Source organism: Gemmobacter sp. LW-1 (assembly GCF_001303875.1).
GTDB lineage: Bacteria > Pseudomonadota > Alphaproteobacteria > Rhodobacterales > Rhodobacteraceae > Gemmobacter > Gemmobacter caeni.
The window spans coordinates 73,164-92,345 of sequence record NZ_LJSC01000043.1 but is presented as its reverse complement, the minus strand read 5'-3'; the positions used below and the strand labels follow the sequence as shown (position 1 = coordinate 92,345).

Here is a 19,182-nt window from a genome sequence, read left to right as displayed (position 1 = left end):
TCTCATTGCCGCCCGAGCCGTTCGGCACCGCCGCCAAGCGCCGGACCGGCGGTCGGGTCGACGTGATCCTCGACATGGCCGATCAGCGTTTCGGTGGTCAGGATCAGCGCAGCGACCGAAGCCGCATTGGCCAGTGCCGAGCAGGTGACCCGCACGGGATCGACGATGCCGGCTTCAATCATGTCGCGGAAACGGCCCTGTGCGGCATCGAAGCCATGCCCGCTTCCTGACCGGATCACCTCGGCAATGACGGCATTCGGGTCAGAGCCTGCGTTGATCGCGATGCGGGCCAGCGGGCGGGTCAGCACCGAGCGGACAAGCTCCACCCCGACCGAAACATCGCCCGAGGTTTCGGCCACCAGCGCATCCAGTTCGGGGGCGACATGGGCCAGGGCAGAGCCGCCACCCGGCACCACGCCCTCCTCCACCGCGGCCCGGATCGCATAAAGCGAATCCTCGATCAGCTGGATCTTGCGCTTCTGTTCCACCGGGGTCAGGCCGCCGGCATGGATCACCGCCGTGCCGCCCGAAAGCTTGGCCAGACGTTCGCGCAGCTTGTCCTGCTCGATATTCGGCGGGGCGATGTCATACTGGCGCTGCACTTGCAGGCGGCGGGCTGCGATGGCCGCAGGTTCACCCGCGCCGCCGATCACCGTGGTCTGGTTGGCTGACGCCCGGACCTGACGCGCCGCGCCAAGCTGTTCGCGGGTGACATTCTCGATCTTCCTGCCCAGATCGCGGGCCAGAACCTCGCCGCCGGTAAGGATCGCCAGATCATCCATCTGCGCCTTCCGCCAGTGGCCGTATTCCGGCGGATGCACGATCAGATACTTGCCCGGCCGCGCCGCTTCCAGAAGCGTGACCACGACTTCGGGCGCGATTTCTTCGGCCACGACCAGCAGCGACCGGCCTTCCGCCTCGGCGATGCCGCGCGCGTTGTCCAGCACAGAAGGATGCAGGATCTTCTGGTCGGTCAACAGGATCAGCGGCTTATCCAGCACCGCTTCCATTTCGTCCTGATCGGTCACCATGTGATGCGAGATATAACCCCGCTCGAAGGACATGCCTTCGGTCACTTCCAGCGTTGTCTCGACCGTCACCGAGAAATCAGCGGTGATGATGCCATCCTCGCCCACGCGGGAATGCGCCTCGGCAACGATTTCCCCCAGACGGGGATCGGTCGCGGCGATATTCGCCACGGCGCCCAGAAGGCGCGGATTGTCCTTGACCGGAACCGCCTGACGTTTCAGCGCCTCGACAACGCGGCCCACCGCCAGTTCGATGCCCCGGCACAGATCGACCGTGCGGGCGCCGCGTTCGGCCTGGGTCACACCCTGCTGGATCATCGCATTGGCCAGAACGATGGCGGTGGTGGTGCCATCCCCAGCGACCTCGTTGGTCTGCATCGACACTTCGCGCACCACCTGCGCGCCCATGTTCTCGAACCTGTCGGGCAATTCGATTTCGGTCGCGATGGAAACGCCGTCCCGCGTGATGAGCGGGGTGCCCACCGGACGGTCAATCATCGCATTGAGCCCTTTCGGCCCCAGCGTCGGTTCGACCGCAGCGGCCAGACGGGCGACGCCACGAGCCAGAGCGCGGCGGGCCTCGACATTGTGAATCAGAAAGTTCGGCATGGATAATCCTCCTTTGTCACCGCACGCGCGGGGCGCGGCGGTCTCCCTTCATGGTGGTTGGGTTGGCGTGTTCAGCCCCGGCTGCTCTGGCTGTCCCCGCAGGCCCGTGGCGGAACCCGCCCCAGGATGAAGTCGATCAGCTCCGGCTCCTCTCCGTTGCGGACAACTTCCTTGTAGCGCGCCGCGGCAAGGCCACGGCACATGGCGCCATTGAACTCCATGTTGATGCGCAGGGCGCGCAGCCGCATCAGATGATCTTGCAGGTCTTCGGCAACGATGGGATCGCCGCGCCAGGTGACGAAGGCCCAGTCTTCGGGCAGAAGCGCCAGCCCGTCCCCGACGAGGATTTCGCGGTAGCGCGGTTTCTGCGCTGCCGCCTCGGCATGGCCCGAAAGGTTGAGCGCATCAAACTCGGCCAGTGTCAGCGTTGTAATCTGCCCGGCGGTCCAGCCCATCGCGCGCAGGCCCTGAAGCACAGCCTCCTGTCGGCGCAGAAACGCCTTTTCGCGGAAGGTCTCGCGCACCTCGTCCAGATTGCCGCCTTCGGTCAGCGCAGCAAAGATCGCCTCGAAAGGCTGCTGGCCGTTGATCCCGTCATTCACCTTGTCGGCAAAGCAATGATCCTGCAACTGCACACGCACCTTCTGCACCCAGGCAGGCGTCATGGCGGCCTTGCGGATGCCGTCGGCCATCAGGAAGGCGAAGTTCGGCGAACACCAGTAGGTCGGCAGACGAAAGTCGATCTCGACCTCGCCGCTGCGCGATACCTCCAGCCGTTCGACAAATCCCATGTCGGTGATCGGCTCGTCCAGCTCGGGGTCGGTGACGGCGGAAAGCCGCCGCCACACTTCCCTTGCCTGCGCGCCACGGATTTGCGGCACAGGCATCGGCTTACTCCGCCGCGATGCGAACGGGGGACTGGGCCAGTTCGCGCATCTTGGCGGCCACGTCGATGTCGTAAAGCCGCGCCGCATTCAGGCCGAGGATCTTGCGCTTGATCTCGTCCGTCAGCTGCACGCCACGCTCGGTGGCGATGTCTTCGGGAATTTCGAAATTCCACAGCCGGTCGACCAGCCATTGCGGCGTCCAGATCGCGTAGTCCGACCCGAACAGGATCTTGTCGGAGCCAAGCCAGAACAGCAGCTCCGAAATCACCTCGGCAAAGTAGCGCGGACGCGAGTGGATGAAGGGCAGCGCCACGGCAAGACCGCCGTAGACGTTGGTTTCCTGCGTGGCGATCCAGCAGAAATCATCCAGACGCGGCAGGCCGCAATGTTCGATGATCCAGTTCAGGCCCTGGAAATCCGTTGCCGCCTCATCGACATCGCCCACCGCGAAGGCATCCTTCGACAGCGGCAGGATGGTCGGACCCTTGTGGACATGGATGTTGCGGATGCCCAGCTTCTCGCACAGTTCAAAGCACTTGTAGGCCGAAGGATCGGTCAGTTTCCAGCCTTTGGAATCGCCGTTCCATTCGGCCGTATACATCTTGACCCCTTTGATATCGAAGGTCTCTTTCATGTAGTGGATGTATTCCAGCGCCTTTTCGCCATCGCGGGGGTCGAAGGCCCCGTTGACGATGAAACGGCCCGGATTGATCTGCGCCATCTGCGACGAGCGTTCGATGGACGAGAAGCCTTCCTTGTAGAAGTCGCGCAGATAGGTGGACTGGATGATCGCCATGTCATCCGGCCCGTCGACGAAGAGATCGCGATAGATGTCATCGACCGAGTATTTCTCGAACTTCGATTTCTCCCAAAGCTGGTCCTTCGGCGACAGCGCGGTGTGATAGGCATAGAAGCAGTCGATGAACTGCTTGCCATGCACATTGCGCTGGTTGGCCGGGCTGCCATCCCAGAAATGGGTGTGGCAGTCGAGAACGAAGACGTCCTGTCCGTCGGGTGTCTTGTACATGATTTCCTCCCTGGATGTTCTGTTGTGGTGTCAGGTGGTGATCGCGACCTTCAGCACGCCGTCGCGCTGATTGGCGAAAAGCTCGTAGGCATCCTCGATCTGGTCGAGGCTGTAGCGATGGGTCACCAGCGCCTTGAAATCGACGCGCCTTGCGCGCACGACTTCCATCATCCGCCGCATCCGCTCTTTCCCGCCGGGACACAGCGCCGAACGGATGGTCTTTTCGCCCAGACCGGCCGCATAGGCATCCAACGGAATCTTCAGGTCGCCGGAATAGACCCCGAGGCTCGACAGTGTGCCGCCGGGCCGGATCGAGCGCAGCGCCCATTCAAAGGTCGCCTGAAGACCAAGCGCTTCGATGGCGACATCGCAGCCACGCCCGTTGGTCATTTCAAGGATGGTCTCGACGACGTTGTTCGACGCCTTGAAATCCACCACCTCGTCCGCGCCCATGCGCCGGGCCATTTCCAGACGCGCGGGCACGGTGTCGACCGCGATGATGCGGCTGGCGCCCATCAGCTTGGCCCCGGCGGTGGCACAAAGGCCGATGGGGCCCTGCGCAAAGACCACAACGGTATCGCCGATCTTGATGCCGCCATTCTCGGCGCCGACAAAGCCGGTCGACATGATGTCGGGGCACATCAGCACTTCTTCGTCGGACAGGTCGTCCGGGATCGGCGCCAGATTGGCCATGGCATCGGGCACCAGCACATATTCGGCCTGACAGCCGTCGATGGTATTGCCGAATTTCCAGCCGCCGATGGCCTTCCAGCCATGCGGGGTGCCCGCCCCATCCTGCGAGCAGAAACCGCAGAGGCAGGCATTCGACCAGCCCGAGGGCGTGATCGCCCCGGCGATGACGCGCTGCCCTTCCCGGAAGCCCTTCACGGCAGAGCCGAGCTTTTCGATCACGCCGACCGGCTCGTGTCCGATGGTCAGGCCCTTCTCGACCGGATATTCGCCCTTCAGGATATGGATATCCGTGCCGCAGATCGTGGTTGTCGTCACGCGCATCAATGCGTCGTTCGGTCCGACATCGGGGATCTTCTTGTCCTCAAGGACAATGCGCCCCTTCTCGACGAACACCGCCGCCTTCATCATCTGGGCCATGCGTGCCCTCCTTGATCCGGTTGGTGGGAATGGGGAGAGCGCGGCAGGCGCTCTCCCCGCATCGCTCAGATGAACTCGAACACTTCGTCCATGTTGCCGAACAGGATGACGGTGTTGTCGTCGATCCGCACCATGCGGCCATAGTGGGTCGAGGTATTCACCTCGAAGATCTCGGCCGTCATTTCCCGGCCCAGATATTCGCTGATGTCATCCATCTTGAAGATCAGCTTGCCTTCGCCGTCGATGCGGATGGTGGCCGGGTTGTAGGTGACCGTCACCTTCGGGTCCTGATCCATGTATTCGGCGATGGCGCGGGCCTCGACCGAGTCATTCATGGTGACGCCGCATTCATGCGAGATTTCGCGGCTGCTGAGGTCGATGTCCTTCATGGACTTGAAGATGTTGCTCTTCGTGCTGTCGCGTGCGGTGGTGGACATTGGATGCTCCTCTCAGCGGCTCAGACCGACTTCGCCAAGGATCTGCGCCAGCCGCTCGTGCGAGACGGCCAGGGCATCGGCGAAGGACACAGGCTTGGAATGGGGTTGCGACCAGACGGGTTGCAGCGCGGCGGCGGCCTTGTCGGCCAGACCGGCGTGCTTCTTCACCCAGCCGTTGAACAGGGCGCGGTTGTGGGCGCCGTGCTTTTCGTCATTGGCCAGCAGGTAGATCAGGTCGATGGTATTGGCGAGATTGCGTTCGTAATCCGCTTCGGCCGCCGAGATCACCGGAGGCGTGATGAAGTCGTTGTTCGCCGCCGCCGCCTGCATCAGGAAGCCGGAACGGAACAGCTCGCCCACCAGCGGTTCGAAGATCAGGTTGATCGCGAAATACTGCTCCAGATAGTCTTCCGACCCCATGATCGTCTCGATCGCAAGGCGGGTGGGCTGCCAGATCGGGTCTTCAAGCCAGGCCTGCTTGCCCAGCTCGTCGCTCCAGCCTTCGATATCCATGCCGATCTCGGCCAGATACAGCGTGATGTCCTGCGCCAGCCGCATCTTGTAGGAAGAATTGGTCAGCGTGGCGTTGTTGATCATCTGGGTATAGCCATAGCGCTGCGCCTGCATGAGCGAGGTGCCAAGGCCGAATTCGGCATGTTTCCATGCGCCCAGATGCACTTGCAGGATGCGCTGCCACACCTTGTCAAAGGCCATGTGCGCACCGGCCTTGCGGGCATTGCCGATGACCGCCTGCACCATGGTCTCGATCTTGGACTGGCGCTGGTAATGGGTACGTTCCCATTCCTGATCGGGCGCGCGGAAGGCGTGCCAGTTCGAGGACAGCGCCTTGGTGTTGTCCTTGGTATAGGCGCCCTTGCCGTTGCCGAAGCTGATGATCCAGTCCTGGATCAGATAGCGTTCGGGATCAGGCTGCACGTCACAGGTGACATCCTCGTAATGGGTCGCGCGTTTGCCGCGCGGCTCGAAGTAATTGTATTTGCGACTGGTCGATCCGGCAAAAATCGCGGCGCCTGCCGCCCCGGAACCGACAGAGCTGGAGGTTGCTGTCATGGTCTCTCTCCCTTGATGGTGTTTTCACTTGGACGAGCGGTCGGGCCGCCTTAATGGCCCGACGAACCGGACGTCGTGGTGAACTTGTCGTAGAAAATCCGCTCGCTTTCGAAATCGAGCATGAAGAGCGTGGGCGTCAGCGCGTCGATCATCGGCGGCGGGCCACAGGCATAGACATCGCCCTGCCCTTCCAGCCCCAGCGCCTTCAGCCTGCGGTCCACCGCTTCGTGAACGAAGCCGCGCTCGCCGGTCCAGCCGCTGCCTTCGGGGGCATGCGACAGGACGGGGATGAAGGTCACCGAGGGATGTTCGGCGGTGATGGCGGCCAGACGGTCGAGGTGGAACAGGTCATCCTCTGTCCTCGCGCCGTAGAAGAAATAGACCGGCCGGTCCTCGCCGCTTTCGATATGGTCGTGCAGGATCGACCAGACCGGCGACATGCCCGACCCGGCACCCACCAGCACCACTGGCCCCTCGCGGTTCTCGCGGCGGAAACACATCCCGTAGGGGCCAACCACCGTCACTTCCGCTCCGGCCCGGATTCCTCCGTTGTCGAGCTGGTTGGAGAACTTTCCTTCGGGGTATTTCTTGATGATGAAGGAGAGCTTTTGGGTTTCGCTCGGCGGATTTGCCATGGAGAACGAACGCGTGATCGTCTCCCCTTCTTCCGTGGTGACTGTGATGTCGACATACTGACCCGCCCAGAACTTGAGCGGCGCATTCAGCTCGATCTCAACGCCGCGGATGTCATGCGTGAGCTTCCGGAAATCCGTGATCCGGCCTTCGAAAGACTTGACCGGAATGGATTTCGACAGGACCTCCTCATCATAGTTCAGAAGGTCGATCGTCAGATTGTCGAACGCCTTTGCCCGGCACATCAGGATCTGGCCGCCATCGCGGTCCGCATCGTTCAGGGCAAAGGTTGAATATTTCAGCATCTCGACCTCGCCGTCGAGAAGCACGCATTTGCAGGCGGAGCACTGCCCCTCCTTGCAGCCATGCGGCAGCGCGATGCCCTGGCGGAATGCGGCGTCAAGGACGGTTTCATCCTCTTCCACCTCGAATTCCACGCCCACCGGCTCGAGCCTTACGGTGTAAACATCTCCCATTCTGTCCGGCCTCCCCGCCGTCAGTCTGGCAGCCCGCCGGGCCGCCTGGTCAGTTCCGGTCACTGGCGGGGGCCTGCGATGGCCCCCGCCCTGCCCGCTCAGTTGCAGGGATTGATGGTGAAGCCCGCCTTGTATTCGGCGATGTGCTTGGCACGCGCCTCGGGGGTCATTTCACGCAGCAGCGTCAGCGGCGACAGCAGGGTGTGGCCGCGCACGTCGTCGAGCGTCCACATATCCTTGTTGTCGAAGCGCAGGTGCGGCTGCGGCACCAGGGTCTTGCCGTCGTCGCGGACGAAGTTCAGATCCTTGATCGCATCCGCGAGATCCCAGCCGTGATAGACGGTTTCCCACTCGCGCTTGCCCGAGAACTTGCCCATGGCCGGGGTCGGACGGCCCTGATATTCGCTCGAGAAGGCCTCGACGGCGGTCCAGCGGTCCAGTTCATGCGCGAAGGTGTGGATCTGGCCGTCGATTTCATCGACCACCATGTCCTCGCGGATGAGGCAGGGCACCAGGCACGACCAGCAGCGATGCGGATAGACGTAGCCGGTTTCCTCGTTGAAGGTGATGACCTTCTGGCCCGGCTTCGACAGCTTCGCATACCATTTCCAGAACTCGCCGAATTCGGCATACCAGCCCGGATACTTGTGCTCGAACCATTCGAAGTCCTTGTCGGTCTGGGCTTCGATCCGCCAGAAGTTCACCGGCCAGCCGACCGCGAAGAACTGCGCGACCTTGTGGACATAGTTCTTCTTGGTGATGCGGTTCCAGGCTTCCTGAACATCGTCATGGTGCACCTTGATGCCGTACTTCTCGAGCGGCAGCATATAGGTGCGGTAGTAGTCCTCGAAGATCCAGCGGTGCCACATTTCCGCGTAGGATTCCTTTTCCTTGTCGCGGTTGGTGGTGCCGTATTCGATCAGCGTGCCGATGGCGGCGTCAACGATGGCGTGGTTCTGCCAGAATGCATAGCGCAGGTCGCGTTCCAGAAGCAGGTGGTTTTCCGGCTCTTTCAGCGCAGCCATCAGCAGCGAGTGGCCGTTGCCGATATGGCGGCTTTCGTCCGACTGCACCGACAGGAACACGGTGGGCAGCGCGTAGTCGCCGTTGCGGGCGGCTTCCGACGGCATGGCCACGAAGAGTGTGTTGGTGAAGGCGGTCTCAGCGACGACCGTCAGATACATGCAGGCCGAAGTCATCACGTCGCCGGTGATGAAGCCTTCACCGAACTGACGGCCGATGGTGGTGGCATAGCACTTGCCGAAAGCTTCTTCGGTGATGTCGAAGCCCGCCGGGTCGATGTAGTTCTCCATATACCACTTCTTCAGGTTCATCTGAATGGTGGAGTGGCGGAACTCGTCAACCATCTGCATGGTAAAGCCGGTGCGCAGGTCTTCGCCGGGTGCGATGCGTGCCACCATGGCCATCGAGCGCGCGGCCGAGATTTCCGGGAAGGGAATGATCGCCAGGAACAGCTTCATCCATTCCACCCAGCGCGGCTGCACGTTGCGGAACATGTCACCGCGCAGCGCGGCGTCCAGCGCGCCGTAAACCCGGTTGTCCTTTTCTTCCTGCATGGGGAAGTAGGACCGCAGCACCTGCTTCATCGGGTCGCGCGGGGCCTTGTTGATCTTGTAATCGGTCGGGAAGGTCGCGGCTTCCTGGACATAGCTGGGGTTCCAGCCGAGGTCCGAGATCTTCTTCGTCGCTTCGCCGACCGAGATTCCCCGCTGTGCGGTGATCTTGTTGAGCGTCAGTTGAGTCATGCCATGAGTCTCCTGATGTTGACGGCACGGACAGATTTCCGGGCCGGTGGGCGGAGGCTCCGCCCGGGTTTGTCCGGCCGGTGGGCCGGGTCAGGTCACGGCAAAGGTTGCGGGCAACGGGGCCGGGAAACCGCAAGCGACTGCATCAGCGTGATGGTCGTCTCCGGTGGCCGCGCTTCTCCTCCCATTCCTTCGTTCTTGTGGGGCACCCTGCATGGGGAACCGCCTTCTTGTGTCTGGGATACATGCAGAACCCATGCGAGAACGGGGTTTCGAAGGTAGTTTTCCTGAAATTCTTCACGCGCATTCTAATAATATATTGAAAATGAACAGTTTTATTTTTCGCACTTTTTATCGGCAACCTGCGGGCAGGCAGATCGGGCCGCAGGGCGCAGACGTTGCATTACGTTACACTTGTCACGCCCCCTCGCCGTTACATTACGCAAAACTGTAACACTTCGGCCCTTTACTCCCGGTTCGGGCCTGATTCGCCGCCTCACGGGACTTGCCGTGGTGCAGAAAATTTGTGCGGCGGCGCAGCATGTAAAGCGGCACGGAAACTGTAACTGCCGACCGGAACAAAATGTTACATCCGTAACGCGTGGCGCTCATTTTACTATTTATAATCATCATCTTACAAAGACGGTCGTGCTTCTGGGGATGCCCCGATCCTGCTATGATCTGCACAATCGCCGGCCCGCACCGGCCCGGTTGCAGAAGGCCGTTACAATGTCTGATCCACTTCCCGTCGACCAGAATCCCGCCCGCCTCACCGCCGAGGCGATGGTGGCGCGTGCGCCGCAGGATCTGGTGTTCACCATGCAGTTCATCGGCCAGAGCCAGGAAATCCTGCACACCCATTTCCGGCGCTTTCTGGAGACCCGGCTGTCAGCCGCCGGGGTCACGCCCGAAAGCCACCCGCTGCTGCCGTTCTTCATCGACAGCCACGCGGTCGAGCTGCGGGACTTTGTGGTGACCGGCGTCTCGCTGGCCCGCAGCTTCCGCCTGGGCGAAATCGAGATCCTGACCGGCGATGCCGAAACCCTGATGCGTGTAGACATCTGGGATGCGCTGGCCAGCCAGATCGACATGGCCGAACGGCGCTTCAGCGAAGGAATCGCACGCGTGGTCGCCGGCCTGAACGCCGATGAGGCCGCGCTGCGCGAGGCCCGGTCATGACAGGCTCAGTGCATCATTCCGCCGGATTGCGCGGCGCCGGGCAGGAAAGACCAGATCGCCGCCAGATCTTCGCGCATCAGCCGATGCGCAGCGGCCAGCAGGCGCTCGCGCGTCGCCTCGGGCAGGGCCGCAAGCTGCTCCTGCGCGAGCAGGGTATCGCGACCATCGGTCGTGCCGCTGGCAAGCGGATGGTCCGCGCCCAGTTCAACGGCGGCGGCCTGTGCAAGGGCGGCAAGGAAACGGGTTTCGGGATCGGGCGGCGTCATCTGTCGCTCCATGGCGGCCAATGGGGGGCAAGATGACAAAAGACATACGCGGCACGCAAGAGGTTCTGGCCGATCAGTTTCGCCTGACTGCCGATCTTTGTGTTCTGACCGGCGAGTATCACCGCCTTTTGCAGCGGGTCGCGGCGGCCGGTTTCGCCCGCCAGATGGCCGAGGACGGGCCAGAGCCGCAATTGATCGAGGCCGAACGCACCGAGATTGCTGCGAAGCTCGCGGCAGAGTCCTGCGAAGTGAAGATTCAGGATCTGGAACACCGGCTCAGCGCCCTCGGGCAAGAACTGGCCGCGTTGAAATAAGGAGCGACCATGACCCAGACCATTGCCCCTGCCGCGACGCCCCAGCAACCGGCGAAATCGGCGCAATCCCCCCTGTTTGATCTGCTGGCCCGCAGCTGGACGCTGGAGGCCGCCATCACCGATGTCGCGCTGGACAGGGCGGGCAAGGCGGCGGGCTTCGCGCTGGCGGATGGCCGTGTGGCGCTGATGCCGCTGGACGACCCGGAGTCCCCCCTCGCCCGGATGCGGGTCGAGGCGGATTCCGGCCGCAGCACCATCCGCCCGCGCGAAAAGCCGGTGGGGCAGCCGATCCTCACGCCCGAGCTTGCAACCGGCGCACCGCTGCTGGCGCCGTCGAACATGATCGGTCTGGTCGCGGCGGGGCGTGACGGGCGTATCCATCGCGTAACGCCGCGCGGGCAGGTGATTTCGCTGTGCAACAAGGCCGAGCCGATCTTTGCCCTGGCGGCGGACGGGCTGGGACGGCTGGCCATCGCCCGCGATGGCCGGACCGATCTGCATGACGAGGATGGCATGGCGCGTCAGGCGGGACTTCTGACCCCTGGTCCGGCCCATGCGCTTGCCTTCGCGCCGGATGACCGCTCGCTTGCGGTGGCGCTGAAGGAAAGCCTGATCATCGGGCAGCCGCGCAAGGGGTATGAGCTGTTCCCGCTGGGTGGCAGCGGTCCCATCGGCTTTTCCGCGGACGGGCGCTGGCTGGTCGGGTCCAATGGCAAGGACGGGATCTGGCTGTTGCAGCGTCAGGACGGACAGATCGCGCGCATCGGCAAGTTCCGTGCGGCTCCGACCTCGGTCACCTTCTGTCGCGCGGCGGATGCGGTTTTTGCCTCCGGCGCCTTCCGCGCGGCAGGCTGGTCGCTTGCCACGCCGCCTTTCGGCAACGAAGCGACGGGTGCGCTGAAAACCGGGCGTTCCGGTCTGGTGCTGATCGACAAGGTGGCAGCCCATCCCGCGCGCGACCTGATTGCGCTTGGCACGGCGGATGGCGCCGTTGCCATTGCCCAGGCCGGACGGGCCGAGGAAATGCCCCTGCGCCAGGCCGACGGTGCGGCGGTCACCGCGCTCGCCTGGTCGGCCGATGGTCTTCATCTGGCGATCGGCACCGCGAATGGCGAGGCGGCATTGGTGACGCTGCCGCCGCAACTCTTCAAATAAGGAAAGGAACCGACATGACCCAAGCCCAGCAAAGCCGGACGGACGAGGATGCCAGCAAGGATGCGTTCTTTGCACGGATCGCGGAAATTTCGCAGGACATGATCGCGGCGCATGGCAAGGATTTCGCAATGGGAACCCTTGTTCTGGCCGCGCGCTGGATCGCCAGCGACAAGATCAGTGAACCGCCTGCCCGCCACTGAGCGGTCCGGGCCGGGCGGTGGCCGCTACCCCGCCCTGCCCGGCCATCGTCCAGCGCATCTGGTCCAGCAGGATGTCGCGCGACCCGGCGGCAAAGGCCAGCAGTGCCGAATCTGAGGGCGCGCGTTCGGCGATGCAGGCCAGATCCTTGTCCAGACCGCTTTCCAGCAGATGCGCCCAGGCACAAAGCTCATGCAGCCGATGCGTCACAAAATCCACACAGTCGCAGGCCACCGGATTGGCGGGCCAGGCGGTATCCCTGCCCTGCCCGCGCCGCCCAAGGGGCGAACTGTGCACCGCGCTGCCCAGCAGCGTCAGCACCTCGCGCCGCCACTGGCCGTATTCACTTTGGTCCGAATAATCGAGACCAATGCTGTAAAGCTTTTCCGCCACCAGCCGGAAAGCCCGACCGCCCGCGATATGACGGCGCCAGAAATCATTTGCCTCGTCGGCGGTGCGGCAGCCGACGAATTGCTGCGCCAGACGCGGGCGCAGCAGCAGTGCCAGCAGCATGTCCACATCCTCGGATACCGACCGCGCCAGTTGCAGCGCGGGCACCGACAGTTCCGACAGGACCAGCAGCCGCAGGGCCGAAACCGTCTCGATCAGCCGCCCGGACAACAGATGCAGCGCACAAAGCTGCGGCCCGCTCAGCCGCAGACCCGCAACACGGTTGCCCGCCTCAGCGGCACGGTTCAGCGAGATGATCCAGATCAGCGCCTGATCGAACAGGCAAAGGCCGTCATGCGCGCGGCTGTCCGCTTCGGGTTTGCCCGGCGGCAAGGGCCGGAACCCCGGCAGGCCCCGGATGCACTCGCCCCAGATCCGGTCCAGATCATGCCCGCGCGCCGACCACATCTGGCGCAGCCGCGCGGCCAGTTGTGGCGTCATGGCGCTGTAGAAACGCTCGGGTCCGATCAGTCGATCCGGGGCAAATGTCGCCAAAGTCGTTTTCCCGAAACAGGTTGGGCAGGCTGATGGTATCGTCTCGGCAAACGCAAAGCCAGCGTCAAACCCTGGGTTTCCGGCAGATCCAGGCGGTTGGCCTGCTACGGCTGACCAACGAGGGGCTGGCCGATCATCTGGCGCGGCGGGCGGCCGCCAACCCCTTTCTGCGCCTGCGGCTGCCTGCGGGCATCGTATCCGGCGGCGGCGAAGTCGAGCAGGCCGATACCTCGGGCGGGCTGTATGCACATGTCATGGCGCAGTTGCGCCTGATCGCCGCCGCCCGCGCGGACGAGGCGCTGGCGATTGCCTTCGTCGAGGCGCTGGATGGCAACGGCTGGCTGGATCGCCCGGTGGCCGAGATTGCCCGTGGTGCCGGTCGTCCGCTGCACCGGGCCGAGGCGATGCTGGTCGCGCTGCAAGCAGCGGTGGAGCCGGTGGGGCTGTTCGCCCGCGATCTGGCAGATTGCCTGCGCCTGCAAGCACAGGACCGCGGTCAGATGACCGCTGCCATGGCACTGGTTCTGGCGCATATCGGCCTGCTGGCAGAAGGCGGTGCCCCTGCGGTGGCCGCCGCGACGGGGCTGCCGCAGGATGAAGTTACCACCGTGCTGGCCACCCTGCGCCGGATGGACCCGCGTCCGGGTCTGGCCTTCGGCGGCGGCGCCGCGCCGCTGCGGGCGCCAGATGTAATCGTATCACGCGGGGCTGCGGGCTGGGAGGTAGCGCTGAACCGCTCCACCCTGCCCGTGCTCAGCATCAGCCCGGCCCCCGACGCTTCCGCCGCCACGCGGGCGGCGCGCACCGAAGCGGCCTGGCTGGCCACGATCGTGGAGCGGCGCAACCGCACCGTCCTTGCGGTGGCCCGCGCCGTGTTGCTGCGACAGGGCGGGTTTCTGGATCACGGCGCGCGCGCGCTCGTCGCCTTGCGGCGCACAGAGATCGCGGCAGAGCTTGGGCTGCATGACAGCACGGTAGGCCGCGTTGCGCGCGATCTTCTGGTGGAAACGCCACAGGGGTTGCGCAGCCTGTGCAGCCTTTTCGACAGCGGCCCGCGCCGGGCGGGCCTCGTGCCGGCCTCTGCAGCGATCCGGCACCGGCTGGCGCAGCTTGTCGCCGCGGAAAATCCCGCCGATCCGCTGGACGATGGGGCGCTGACCACCCTGCTGTCGGCCGAGGGCATGGCCCTTGCACGCAGGACTGTCGCCAAGTTCCGGCAAGAGTTGGGCATTCCGCCCCGAGCCCGTCGCCACCGTCGTCAGGAGGCCTGATCCTTCAGGTGTTTGTAGATCGTCGTGCGGGACATGCCCAGAACCCGTGCCGCGCGCGAGACATTGCCCTCATGCCGCGCCACCACTGTGCGGATGTTCTGGCACTGGTCCGCTTTCCAGGGCACGCCCGCGCATTGCGCGCAACAGGTGGCACCGGAGGACACGGGTCTAACCGGGGCCCCCGGCAAAAGCGCGTCGAAATCCTGCGCCTCCAGTGCACCTTCGGGGCGCATCAGCATGGCCTGCAAAACGATGGCGCGCAATTCGTGCAGGTTGCCCGGCCAGTCATGCACGGCAAGGCGGGCCAGCGCCGCCTCGGTCATCCGGGCATCCGGGCGGACAGACCGGGCAAACCTTTGGGCCAGCGCGGCGAGATCGCTGCGAAGCCGCAGCGGCGGCAGGTCAAGCCGGAAACCTTCCAGCCGGTAGCGCAGCGCGGGCAACAGACCCGACAGCGCGGCCGGGGCACTGGTAGCACAGACCACCCGCAGGTCGGTGCGCACCACAGCCCCCGTCTCGGGGTGACGGTATTCGCCGATATCCAGCACCCCCGCCAGTGCAGCCTGCGCCACCACCGGAAGGTCGGTCACCTCGTCCAGAAACAGCGTGCCACCCGCCGCCTGCTGCAACAGCCCCGGCTCGGTGCCGCTGCCCAGACAGACACGGGCGAAATCGCCCTCGGCCAGCATGCGCCCGTCCAGCGTGACCAGCGGACCGGACCGTTCGCTGGCAGCATGGGCCAGCCGGGCGATCAGGGCTTTGCCAGTGCCGGTCTCGCCGGTGATCGCGATGGCCGCGCCGCGCTTTGCAGCATCGGGCAGCGCCTGCAACCTTTGCCACAGCACGGGGTCGTCGATGACGACATCGCGGAACAGGTTACGCGCAGGGGCGGTGCCCGGCTCTGTTGCCACCGGGATCAGACGCCGTGCCAGCGCAAAACTCGCGCGGTTTGCAACGCAGCGCAGCGACACCGCCGATCCGATCCGGTCCCTGACCCGCAGCGTCTCGCCCTCGACCAGACGCTGCTGGATGGCCGCGAAAGGCTGCTCGAAGATGCGGTCGAAGCTTTCGCCCAGCAGGCGCGGAAAGCCGGTCAGGAACATCTCACCCCGCCGGTTGATGGCATGGAGCGTCAGATCCTCGTCCAGCACCAGAACCCCCATCGACAGCGTGCCCAGATATTCGGGCCGGGGATGGAATTGCAGCACGATCCGCCGGTCATGGCCGGACCGGATCAGGCTGTTCTCGATGCTGCTGGCGGCCATTTGCACCAGCGCGGCGGTGTGCTGTTGCCGCACCGCCGACATTGAGGAAGCATCCAGCACCCCCGCCAGCCGTCCCGCCCCGTCAAAGATCGGCGCACTGATGCAGGAGACATCGCCATGCGCGCGCAGGAAATGCTCACCGCCATAGACCTGCGCCGGGCGTCCCGTCGCGATGCAGACGCCCATGGCATTGGTGCCGCGCAGATCCTCGCTCCAGACCGAGCCGGGTATGACCTGCGCCCCGGCCTCGGTTTCGGCAAACTGGGTGTCGTGCAGCGTGTCCAGCACCACCCCGTCCGGCGAGCCGAGCGCGATCATGAAATTCGATCCGGCGATCTGGTCGTAAAGCAGTTCCAGCTCGGGCCGGGCAAAGCGGATCAGATCGGCATGGGTCTGCCGGGTGGCGTTGAACTCCACCTCTGACAGGATCAGCCGCTGGCTGCGCGCCAGCGGGTCCAGCCCGTGCGACAGGCTGCGCAGCCAGCTTTCGGTGATGTCGCCCGGCAGGGCGCCACCCGGAAACCGCCCCTGCGTTTCCAGCATCTGCCGCGCACGGCCAAGGGCCGAGGTCTGCAAGTCCATGGCCGCGTCTCCTCCCCGATCCTTGGCCAGTCCCGAGCGTATCTGCTGGTGGCACCCTGTCAACGGTGGCGGATGATTCGCGTTCAATCGTCCAGTTTGTGAACACATGGGGATTTTCCAAAGCGCCTCAGGCAGATGCGCGGGCGGGCGTCCAGTTCCTGAACGGTATTTCCGGCGCATTCGTCCAGTCTGCGAACGGCTGCATCCGCAGCATGGGCTTTCATTGCCGCGTCCCCTGCCTCTGCGGAAACTTGCCCTCATCACCGCCGGGGAGGGCGGTCACCAGGAGGCTCGCCAGACCATGAAAGCACAGGTTCTTCATCATTATGACCCGGCCCTGACCGCACCCGTCTGGGTGACGGAGGAAACCGTGCCGGACCCGCGGATCGTCAAATCGAATGACGTGATCGTGCGCATCGGCGGTGCGGGCGTCTGCCGCACCGACCTGCATATCATCGAGGGGATCTGGCGCCCGCATACCGATCCGACGGGCACGGGGCTGCTGCCGCTGATCATGGGGCACGAGAATGCGGGCTGGGTCGAGGAGGTCGGCGCCGAGGTCGAAGGGTTCAGGAAGGGCGATCCGGTGATCGTTCATCCGAAGGTCACAGGCGGCACCTGCATCGCCTGCCGTCGCGGCCATGACATGCATGGCGACGGCAAGTTTCCGGGGCTCGACAGCAATGGTGGCTATGCCGAGGCACTGCTGACCTCGTCGCGCAACCTCATCGCCCTGCCCAGGACGCTCGCCCCCAGGGATGTCGCGCCCTATGCCGATGCGGGGCTGACCGCCTATCGCGCCGCCAAGAAGGCAGCGCAGCAACTGCTGCCCGATCAGGCGGCGGTGGTGATCGGCGCGGGCGGTCTGGGCCATATCGGCATTCAGGTGCTGCGGGCGATGTGCGCCGCACGCATCATCGTGGTCGACATCTCCGACACCTCGCTGGCCCTGGCTGGCGAACATGGGGCCGATCATCTGGTGAAGGCGGATGGCGGCGAGGTCGAGGCAGTGCTGGCCCTGACCGGCGGCAAGGGCGCCGAGGCGGTGATCGACTTCGTGGGCGAGAAGGGCACGACGAAGAAGGGCCTCGACATGACCCGCGCGGCGGGCAGCTACTATGTCGTCGGCTATGGCGAGGATATCCGCGTCCCCACCGTCGACATGGTGATCACCGAAAAGAACATCATCGGCAATCTGGTCGGCACCTGGGCCGAACTGACCGAGCTGATGGCCCTGGCTGATCGCGGCCTCGTGGAGCTGGCGACCAAACATTACCGCCTGTCCGAGGCCAATCAGGCGCTGCGCGACCTGCATCACGGCAAGATCCGTGGCCGCGCCGTTCTGGTGCCCTGAACTGCCACCATCCAAGGGAAGACAGGGATGAACACCACCACCGCGCTGAAGCGCACGCTTTACGCATCCGCGGCACTTGGCCTTGCGACCGGCATGGCCACGGCCGAGGACTACAGCCAATACGGCATCAAAGCCGATGTGCCGGGCATGTGCAGCTTCGAGGCGATCGACGCCAAGGACTACACGGGCCGCACGCTGAACATCATCACCCATGCGATCCCGGTGATCGGCGAGCCGACCGCCCTGCATGCCCAACAGTTTCAGGACCTCACCGGCGCCACGGTCAATGTGGTGCATGTGCCCTTCGGCGATCTGTTCCAGCGCATCATGATCCCGTTCCAGACCGGACAGGCCGCCTATGACGTGCTGTTCTACGGCTCGCTCTGGCTTGGGGATTTCAACCCCTATCTGGCCGAGGTTCCCGCCGCCTATCAGGAGGTCGCGGGGATGAAGGAAGTCACGGAAACCTATCGCGGCATCGCCGGCTGGCAGGGCCGGATGCTGCAATATACGATGGATGGCGATCGCCATTACCTGAAATATCGCTCGGATGTATTCTCGAACCCCGAGATGCAGGCGCTGTTCAGGGAAAAGACCGGGCGCGAACTGACCGTGCCCGCCACCTGGGAAGACTATAACGAGGTCGCCTCGGTTTTCACCAACATGGATTGGGACGGCGACGGCGCGCCGAATTTCGGCACCGCCGAAGTGACGAAGCGCGATGACCTGATGTTCTCCGCCTTCATCAGCCGGGTCGCACCCTATGCCAAGCACCCGGATGTGAAAGGCGGGTTCTTCTTCGATCTGGAAACCATGACCCCGCTGGTCAACACGCCCGGCTGGGTGCGCGGGCTGGAACTGTTCGTCGCGGCGCAGGCCGCCATGCCGCCCGGTGGCACCTCTTTCGGCCTGGGGGACGAGATTTTCTCGTTCGGCGGCGGGCAGACGCTGATGTCCTACAGCTGGGACGATGCCTTCATCCAGGCGATGCAGGAGGACAGCCCGATCCGCAACAAGGTGGCAGCGGCAATTCTGCCGGGCGCGAAAGAGGTGTGGAACCGCAAGACCGGCCAGTGGGATACATTCGACGAGCCCAACCGCGTCGCCTATGTCACCTGGGGCTGGACCTCGGCGGTGGCGAAGGACAGTGCCAATCAGGACATGGCCTTCGACTATCTGTGCTTCTTTGCGAACGAGGCCAATACGCTGGCCGATCTTCAGATCGGGCGCTTCGGGATCAACCCCTATCGCGATACCCATTTCGACCCGGCCTTCTACGAGACGGAAATGGGTTGGGATGCCGCAGTGGCGGAAACCTATACCGCAACGCTGAAGGGCATCGACACTGCGCCGAACCAGGTTTTTGACCTGCGCGTGCCGGGGGTGGGCGAGTTCATGTCGTCACTTGCCGCAGGGGTGGCCCGTGCGCAATCGGGCGAACAGTCGCCGCAAGAGGCGTTGGACGGCGTGGCCGCCGAATGGACCGCCATCGTCGACCGGATCGGCGCCGACCGCGTGCGCGAGGCCTATGCCAACGTCGTGGCGCTGGAAGACCGCTGAGCACATTCGCACGGAGGGCCAGACCCGGCCCTCCGCCCGCCCGTCCATG

At 64.3% G+C, this 19,182-nt stretch carries 18 protein-coding genes; 7 read left to right on the top strand and 11 right to left on the bottom strand.

Annotated elements, in window-relative coordinates; all coding sequences use genetic code 11:
• Positions 1-2: 2 nt before the first annotated feature.
• From AO684_RS11685 to AO684_RS11650, 8 genes are all read right to left on the bottom strand, one after another.
• Positions 3-1,637, bottom strand: a complete 1,635-nt coding sequence (locus AO684_RS11685; protein ID WP_054302922.1) for a molecular chaperone GroEL — start codon at positions 1,635-1,637, stop codon at positions 3-5.
• A 71-nt stretch (positions 1,638-1,708) separates the two neighbouring features.
• The gene (locus AO684_RS11680; RefSeq protein WP_054302921.1) at positions 1,709-2,524 is read right to left on the bottom strand and encodes an iron-sulfur cluster assembly protein; all 816 of its coding nucleotides are present in this window, start codon (positions 2,522-2,524) and stop codon (positions 1,709-1,711) included.
• Positions 2,525-2,528: 4 nt separating this feature from the next.
• Positions 2,529-3,551: an amidohydrolase family protein gene (locus tag AO684_RS11675; protein ID WP_054302920.1), complete on the bottom strand. Its 1,023-nt coding sequence runs from the start codon at positions 3,549-3,551 to the stop codon at positions 2,529-2,531.
• Between the two features lie 30 nt (positions 3,552-3,581).
• Positions 3,582-4,661: an NAD(P)-dependent alcohol dehydrogenase gene (locus AO684_RS11670; RefSeq protein ID WP_054302919.1), complete on the bottom strand. Its 1,080-nt coding sequence runs from the start codon at positions 4,659-4,661 to the stop codon at positions 3,582-3,584.
• A gap of 65 nt (positions 4,662-4,726) precedes the next feature.
• The gene (locus AO684_RS11665) at positions 4,727-5,098 is read right to left on the bottom strand and encodes an MmoB/DmpM family protein (protein WP_028029691.1); all 372 of its coding nucleotides are present in this window, start codon (positions 5,096-5,098) and stop codon (positions 4,727-4,729) included.
• Positions 5,099-5,110: 12 nt separating this feature from the next.
• Entirely contained in the window at positions 5,111-6,169 is a 1,059-nt protein-coding gene (locus AO684_RS11660; protein ID WP_054302918.1) for an aromatic/alkene monooxygenase hydroxylase subunit beta, read from the bottom strand.
• 50 nt (positions 6,170-6,219) lie between these two features.
• Positions 6,220-7,278, bottom strand: coding sequence for an NADH:ubiquinone reductase (Na(+)-transporting) subunit F (locus tag AO684_RS11655; RefSeq protein ID WP_054302917.1), 1,059 nt, complete (start codon positions 7,276-7,278; stop codon positions 6,220-6,222).
• Between the two features lie 98 nt (positions 7,279-7,376).
• Entirely contained in the window at positions 7,377-9,044 is a 1,668-nt protein-coding gene (locus tag AO684_RS11650) for an aromatic/alkene/methane monooxygenase hydroxylase/oxygenase subunit alpha (RefSeq protein WP_054302916.1), read from the bottom strand.
• A 729-nt stretch (positions 9,045-9,773) separates the two neighbouring features.
• Between AO684_RS11650 and AO684_RS11645 the strand changes: the two genes are divergently transcribed.
• Positions 9,774-10,223 carry a hypothetical protein gene (locus AO684_RS11645; protein ID WP_054302915.1) on the top strand — a complete coding sequence of 150 codons (450 nt, stop codon included), beginning with the start codon at positions 9,774-9,776 and terminating at the stop codon, positions 10,221-10,223.
• Positions 10,224-10,228: 5 nt separating this feature from the next.
• Here the strand turns inward: AO684_RS11645 and AO684_RS11640 are convergent, their stop codons facing one another.
• A complete protein-coding gene (locus tag AO684_RS11640; RefSeq protein ID WP_054302914.1) occupies positions 10,229-10,489 on the bottom strand; it encodes a hypothetical protein in 261 nt (86 codons plus the stop codon).
• 32 nt (positions 10,490-10,521) lie between these two features.
• On the opposite strand from AO684_RS11640, the gene AO684_RS11635 reads away from it, so the two are divergent.
• From AO684_RS11635 to AO684_RS11625, 3 genes are read left to right on the top strand one after another with little or no spacing between them, the layout of a single operon-like run.
• On the top strand, positions 10,522-10,803 hold the full coding sequence (locus AO684_RS11635; protein ID WP_145693596.1) for a hypothetical protein: 282 nt from the start codon (positions 10,522-10,524) through the stop codon (positions 10,801-10,803).
• A 9-nt stretch (positions 10,804-10,812) separates the two neighbouring features.
• Positions 10,813-11,958 (top strand): WD40 repeat domain-containing protein, encoded by a 1,146-nt coding sequence (locus AO684_RS11630; RefSeq protein WP_054302912.1) that lies wholly within the window; start codon positions 10,813-10,815, stop codon positions 11,956-11,958.
• 14 nt (positions 11,959-11,972) lie between these two features.
• Complete coding sequence (locus AO684_RS11625; RefSeq protein WP_054302911.1) at positions 11,973-12,158, top strand: hypothetical protein; 186 nt, start codon at positions 11,973-11,975, stop codon at positions 12,156-12,158.
• Here AO684_RS11625 and AO684_RS11620 read toward each other — a convergent pair.
• The gene (locus AO684_RS11620; RefSeq protein ID WP_145693597.1) at positions 12,133-13,101 is read right to left on the bottom strand and encodes a hypothetical protein; all 969 of its coding nucleotides are present in this window, start codon (positions 13,099-13,101) and stop codon (positions 12,133-12,135) included. The genes AO684_RS11625 and AO684_RS11620 overlap by 26 nt on opposite strands.
• Before the next feature lie 32 nt (positions 13,102-13,133).
• Here AO684_RS11620 and AO684_RS11615 point away from each other — a divergent pair, with 32 nt between their 5' ends.
• Positions 13,134-14,372: an RNA polymerase sigma-54 factor gene (locus AO684_RS11615; RefSeq protein WP_054302909.1), complete on the top strand. Its 1,239-nt coding sequence runs from the start codon at positions 13,134-13,136 to the stop codon at positions 14,370-14,372.
• Here the strand turns inward: AO684_RS11615 and AO684_RS11610 are convergent.
• Entirely contained in the window at positions 14,360-16,219 is a 1,860-nt protein-coding gene (locus AO684_RS11610; protein WP_054302908.1) for a sigma-54-dependent Fis family transcriptional regulator, read from the bottom strand. The genes AO684_RS11615 and AO684_RS11610 overlap by 13 nt on opposite strands.
• A gap of 301 nt (positions 16,220-16,520) precedes the next feature.
• Here AO684_RS11610 and AO684_RS11605 point away from each other — a divergent pair, with 301 nt between their 5' ends.
• Together AO684_RS11605 and AO684_RS11600 are read left to right on the top strand one after the other, a co-directional pair.
• Positions 16,521-17,573 carry an NAD(P)-dependent alcohol dehydrogenase gene (locus AO684_RS11605; protein ID WP_054302907.1) on the top strand — a complete coding sequence of 351 codons (1,053 nt, stop codon included), beginning with the start codon at positions 16,521-16,523 and terminating at the stop codon, positions 17,571-17,573.
• A 27-nt stretch (positions 17,574-17,600) separates the two neighbouring features.
• Positions 17,601-19,133, top strand: coding sequence for an extracellular solute-binding protein (locus AO684_RS11600; RefSeq protein ID WP_152968404.1), 1,533 nt, complete (start codon positions 17,601-17,603; stop codon positions 19,131-19,133).
• Positions 19,134-19,182: the final 49 nt, after the last annotated feature.

What these genes read in the sequence shown, in the direction of transcription:
- AO684_RS11680 (WP_054302921.1), bottom strand. Translation starts at nt 2,524, where the DNA reads ATGCCTGTGCCGCAAATCCGTGGCGCGCAGGCAAGGGAAGTGTGGCGG.
- AO684_RS11600 (WP_152968404.1), top strand. Translation starts at nt 17,601, where the DNA reads ATGAACACCACCACCGCGCTGAAGCGCACGCTTTACGCATCCGCGGCA.
- AO684_RS11625 (WP_054302911.1), top strand. Translation starts at nt 11,973, where the DNA reads ATGACCCAAGCCCAGCAAAGCCGGACGGACGAGGATGCCAGCAAGGAT.
- AO684_RS11635 (WP_145693596.1), top strand. Translation starts at nt 10,522, where the DNA reads ATGACAAAAGACATACGCGGCACGCAAGAGGTTCTGGCCGATCAGTTT.
- AO684_RS11660 (WP_054302918.1), bottom strand. Translation starts at nt 6,169, where the DNA reads ATGACAGCAACCTCCAGCTCTGTCGGTTCCGGGGCGGCAGGCGCCGCG.
- AO684_RS11655 (WP_054302917.1), bottom strand. Translation starts at nt 7,278, where the DNA reads ATGGGAGATGTTTACACCGTAAGGCTCGAGCCGGTGGGCGTGGAATTC.
- AO684_RS11665 (WP_028029691.1), bottom strand. Translation starts at nt 5,098, where the DNA reads ATGTCCACCACCGCACGCGACAGCACGAAGAGCAACATCTTCAAGTCC.
- AO684_RS11610 (WP_054302908.1), bottom strand. Translation starts at nt 16,219, where the DNA reads ATGGACTTGCAGACCTCGGCCCTTGGCCGTGCGCGGCAGATGCTGGAA.
- AO684_RS11650 (WP_054302916.1), bottom strand. Translation starts at nt 9,044, where the DNA reads ATGACTCAACTGACGCTCAACAAGATCACCGCACAGCGGGGAATCTCG.
- AO684_RS11615 (WP_054302909.1), top strand. Translation starts at nt 13,134, where the DNA reads ATGGTATCGTCTCGGCAAACGCAAAGCCAGCGTCAAACCCTGGGTTTC.
- AO684_RS11675 (WP_054302920.1), bottom strand. Translation starts at nt 3,551, where the DNA reads ATGTACAAGACACCCGACGGACAGGACGTCTTCGTTCTCGACTGCCAC.
- AO684_RS11670 (WP_054302919.1), bottom strand. Translation starts at nt 4,661, where the DNA reads ATGGCCCAGATGATGAAGGCGGCGGTGTTCGTCGAGAAGGGGCGCATT.
- AO684_RS11630 (WP_054302912.1), top strand. Translation starts at nt 10,813, where the DNA reads ATGACCCAGACCATTGCCCCTGCCGCGACGCCCCAGCAACCGGCGAAA.
- AO684_RS11645 (WP_054302915.1), top strand. Translation starts at nt 9,774, where the DNA reads ATGTCTGATCCACTTCCCGTCGACCAGAATCCCGCCCGCCTCACCGCC.
- AO684_RS11605 (WP_054302907.1), top strand. Translation starts at nt 16,521, where the DNA reads ATGAAAGCACAGGTTCTTCATCATTATGACCCGGCCCTGACCGCACCC.
- AO684_RS11685 (WP_054302922.1), bottom strand. Translation starts at nt 1,637, where the DNA reads ATGCCGAACTTTCTGATTCACAATGTCGAGGCCCGCCGCGCTCTGGCT.
- AO684_RS11640 (WP_054302914.1), bottom strand. Translation starts at nt 10,489, where the DNA reads ATGACGCCGCCCGATCCCGAAACCCGTTTCCTTGCCGCCCTTGCACAG.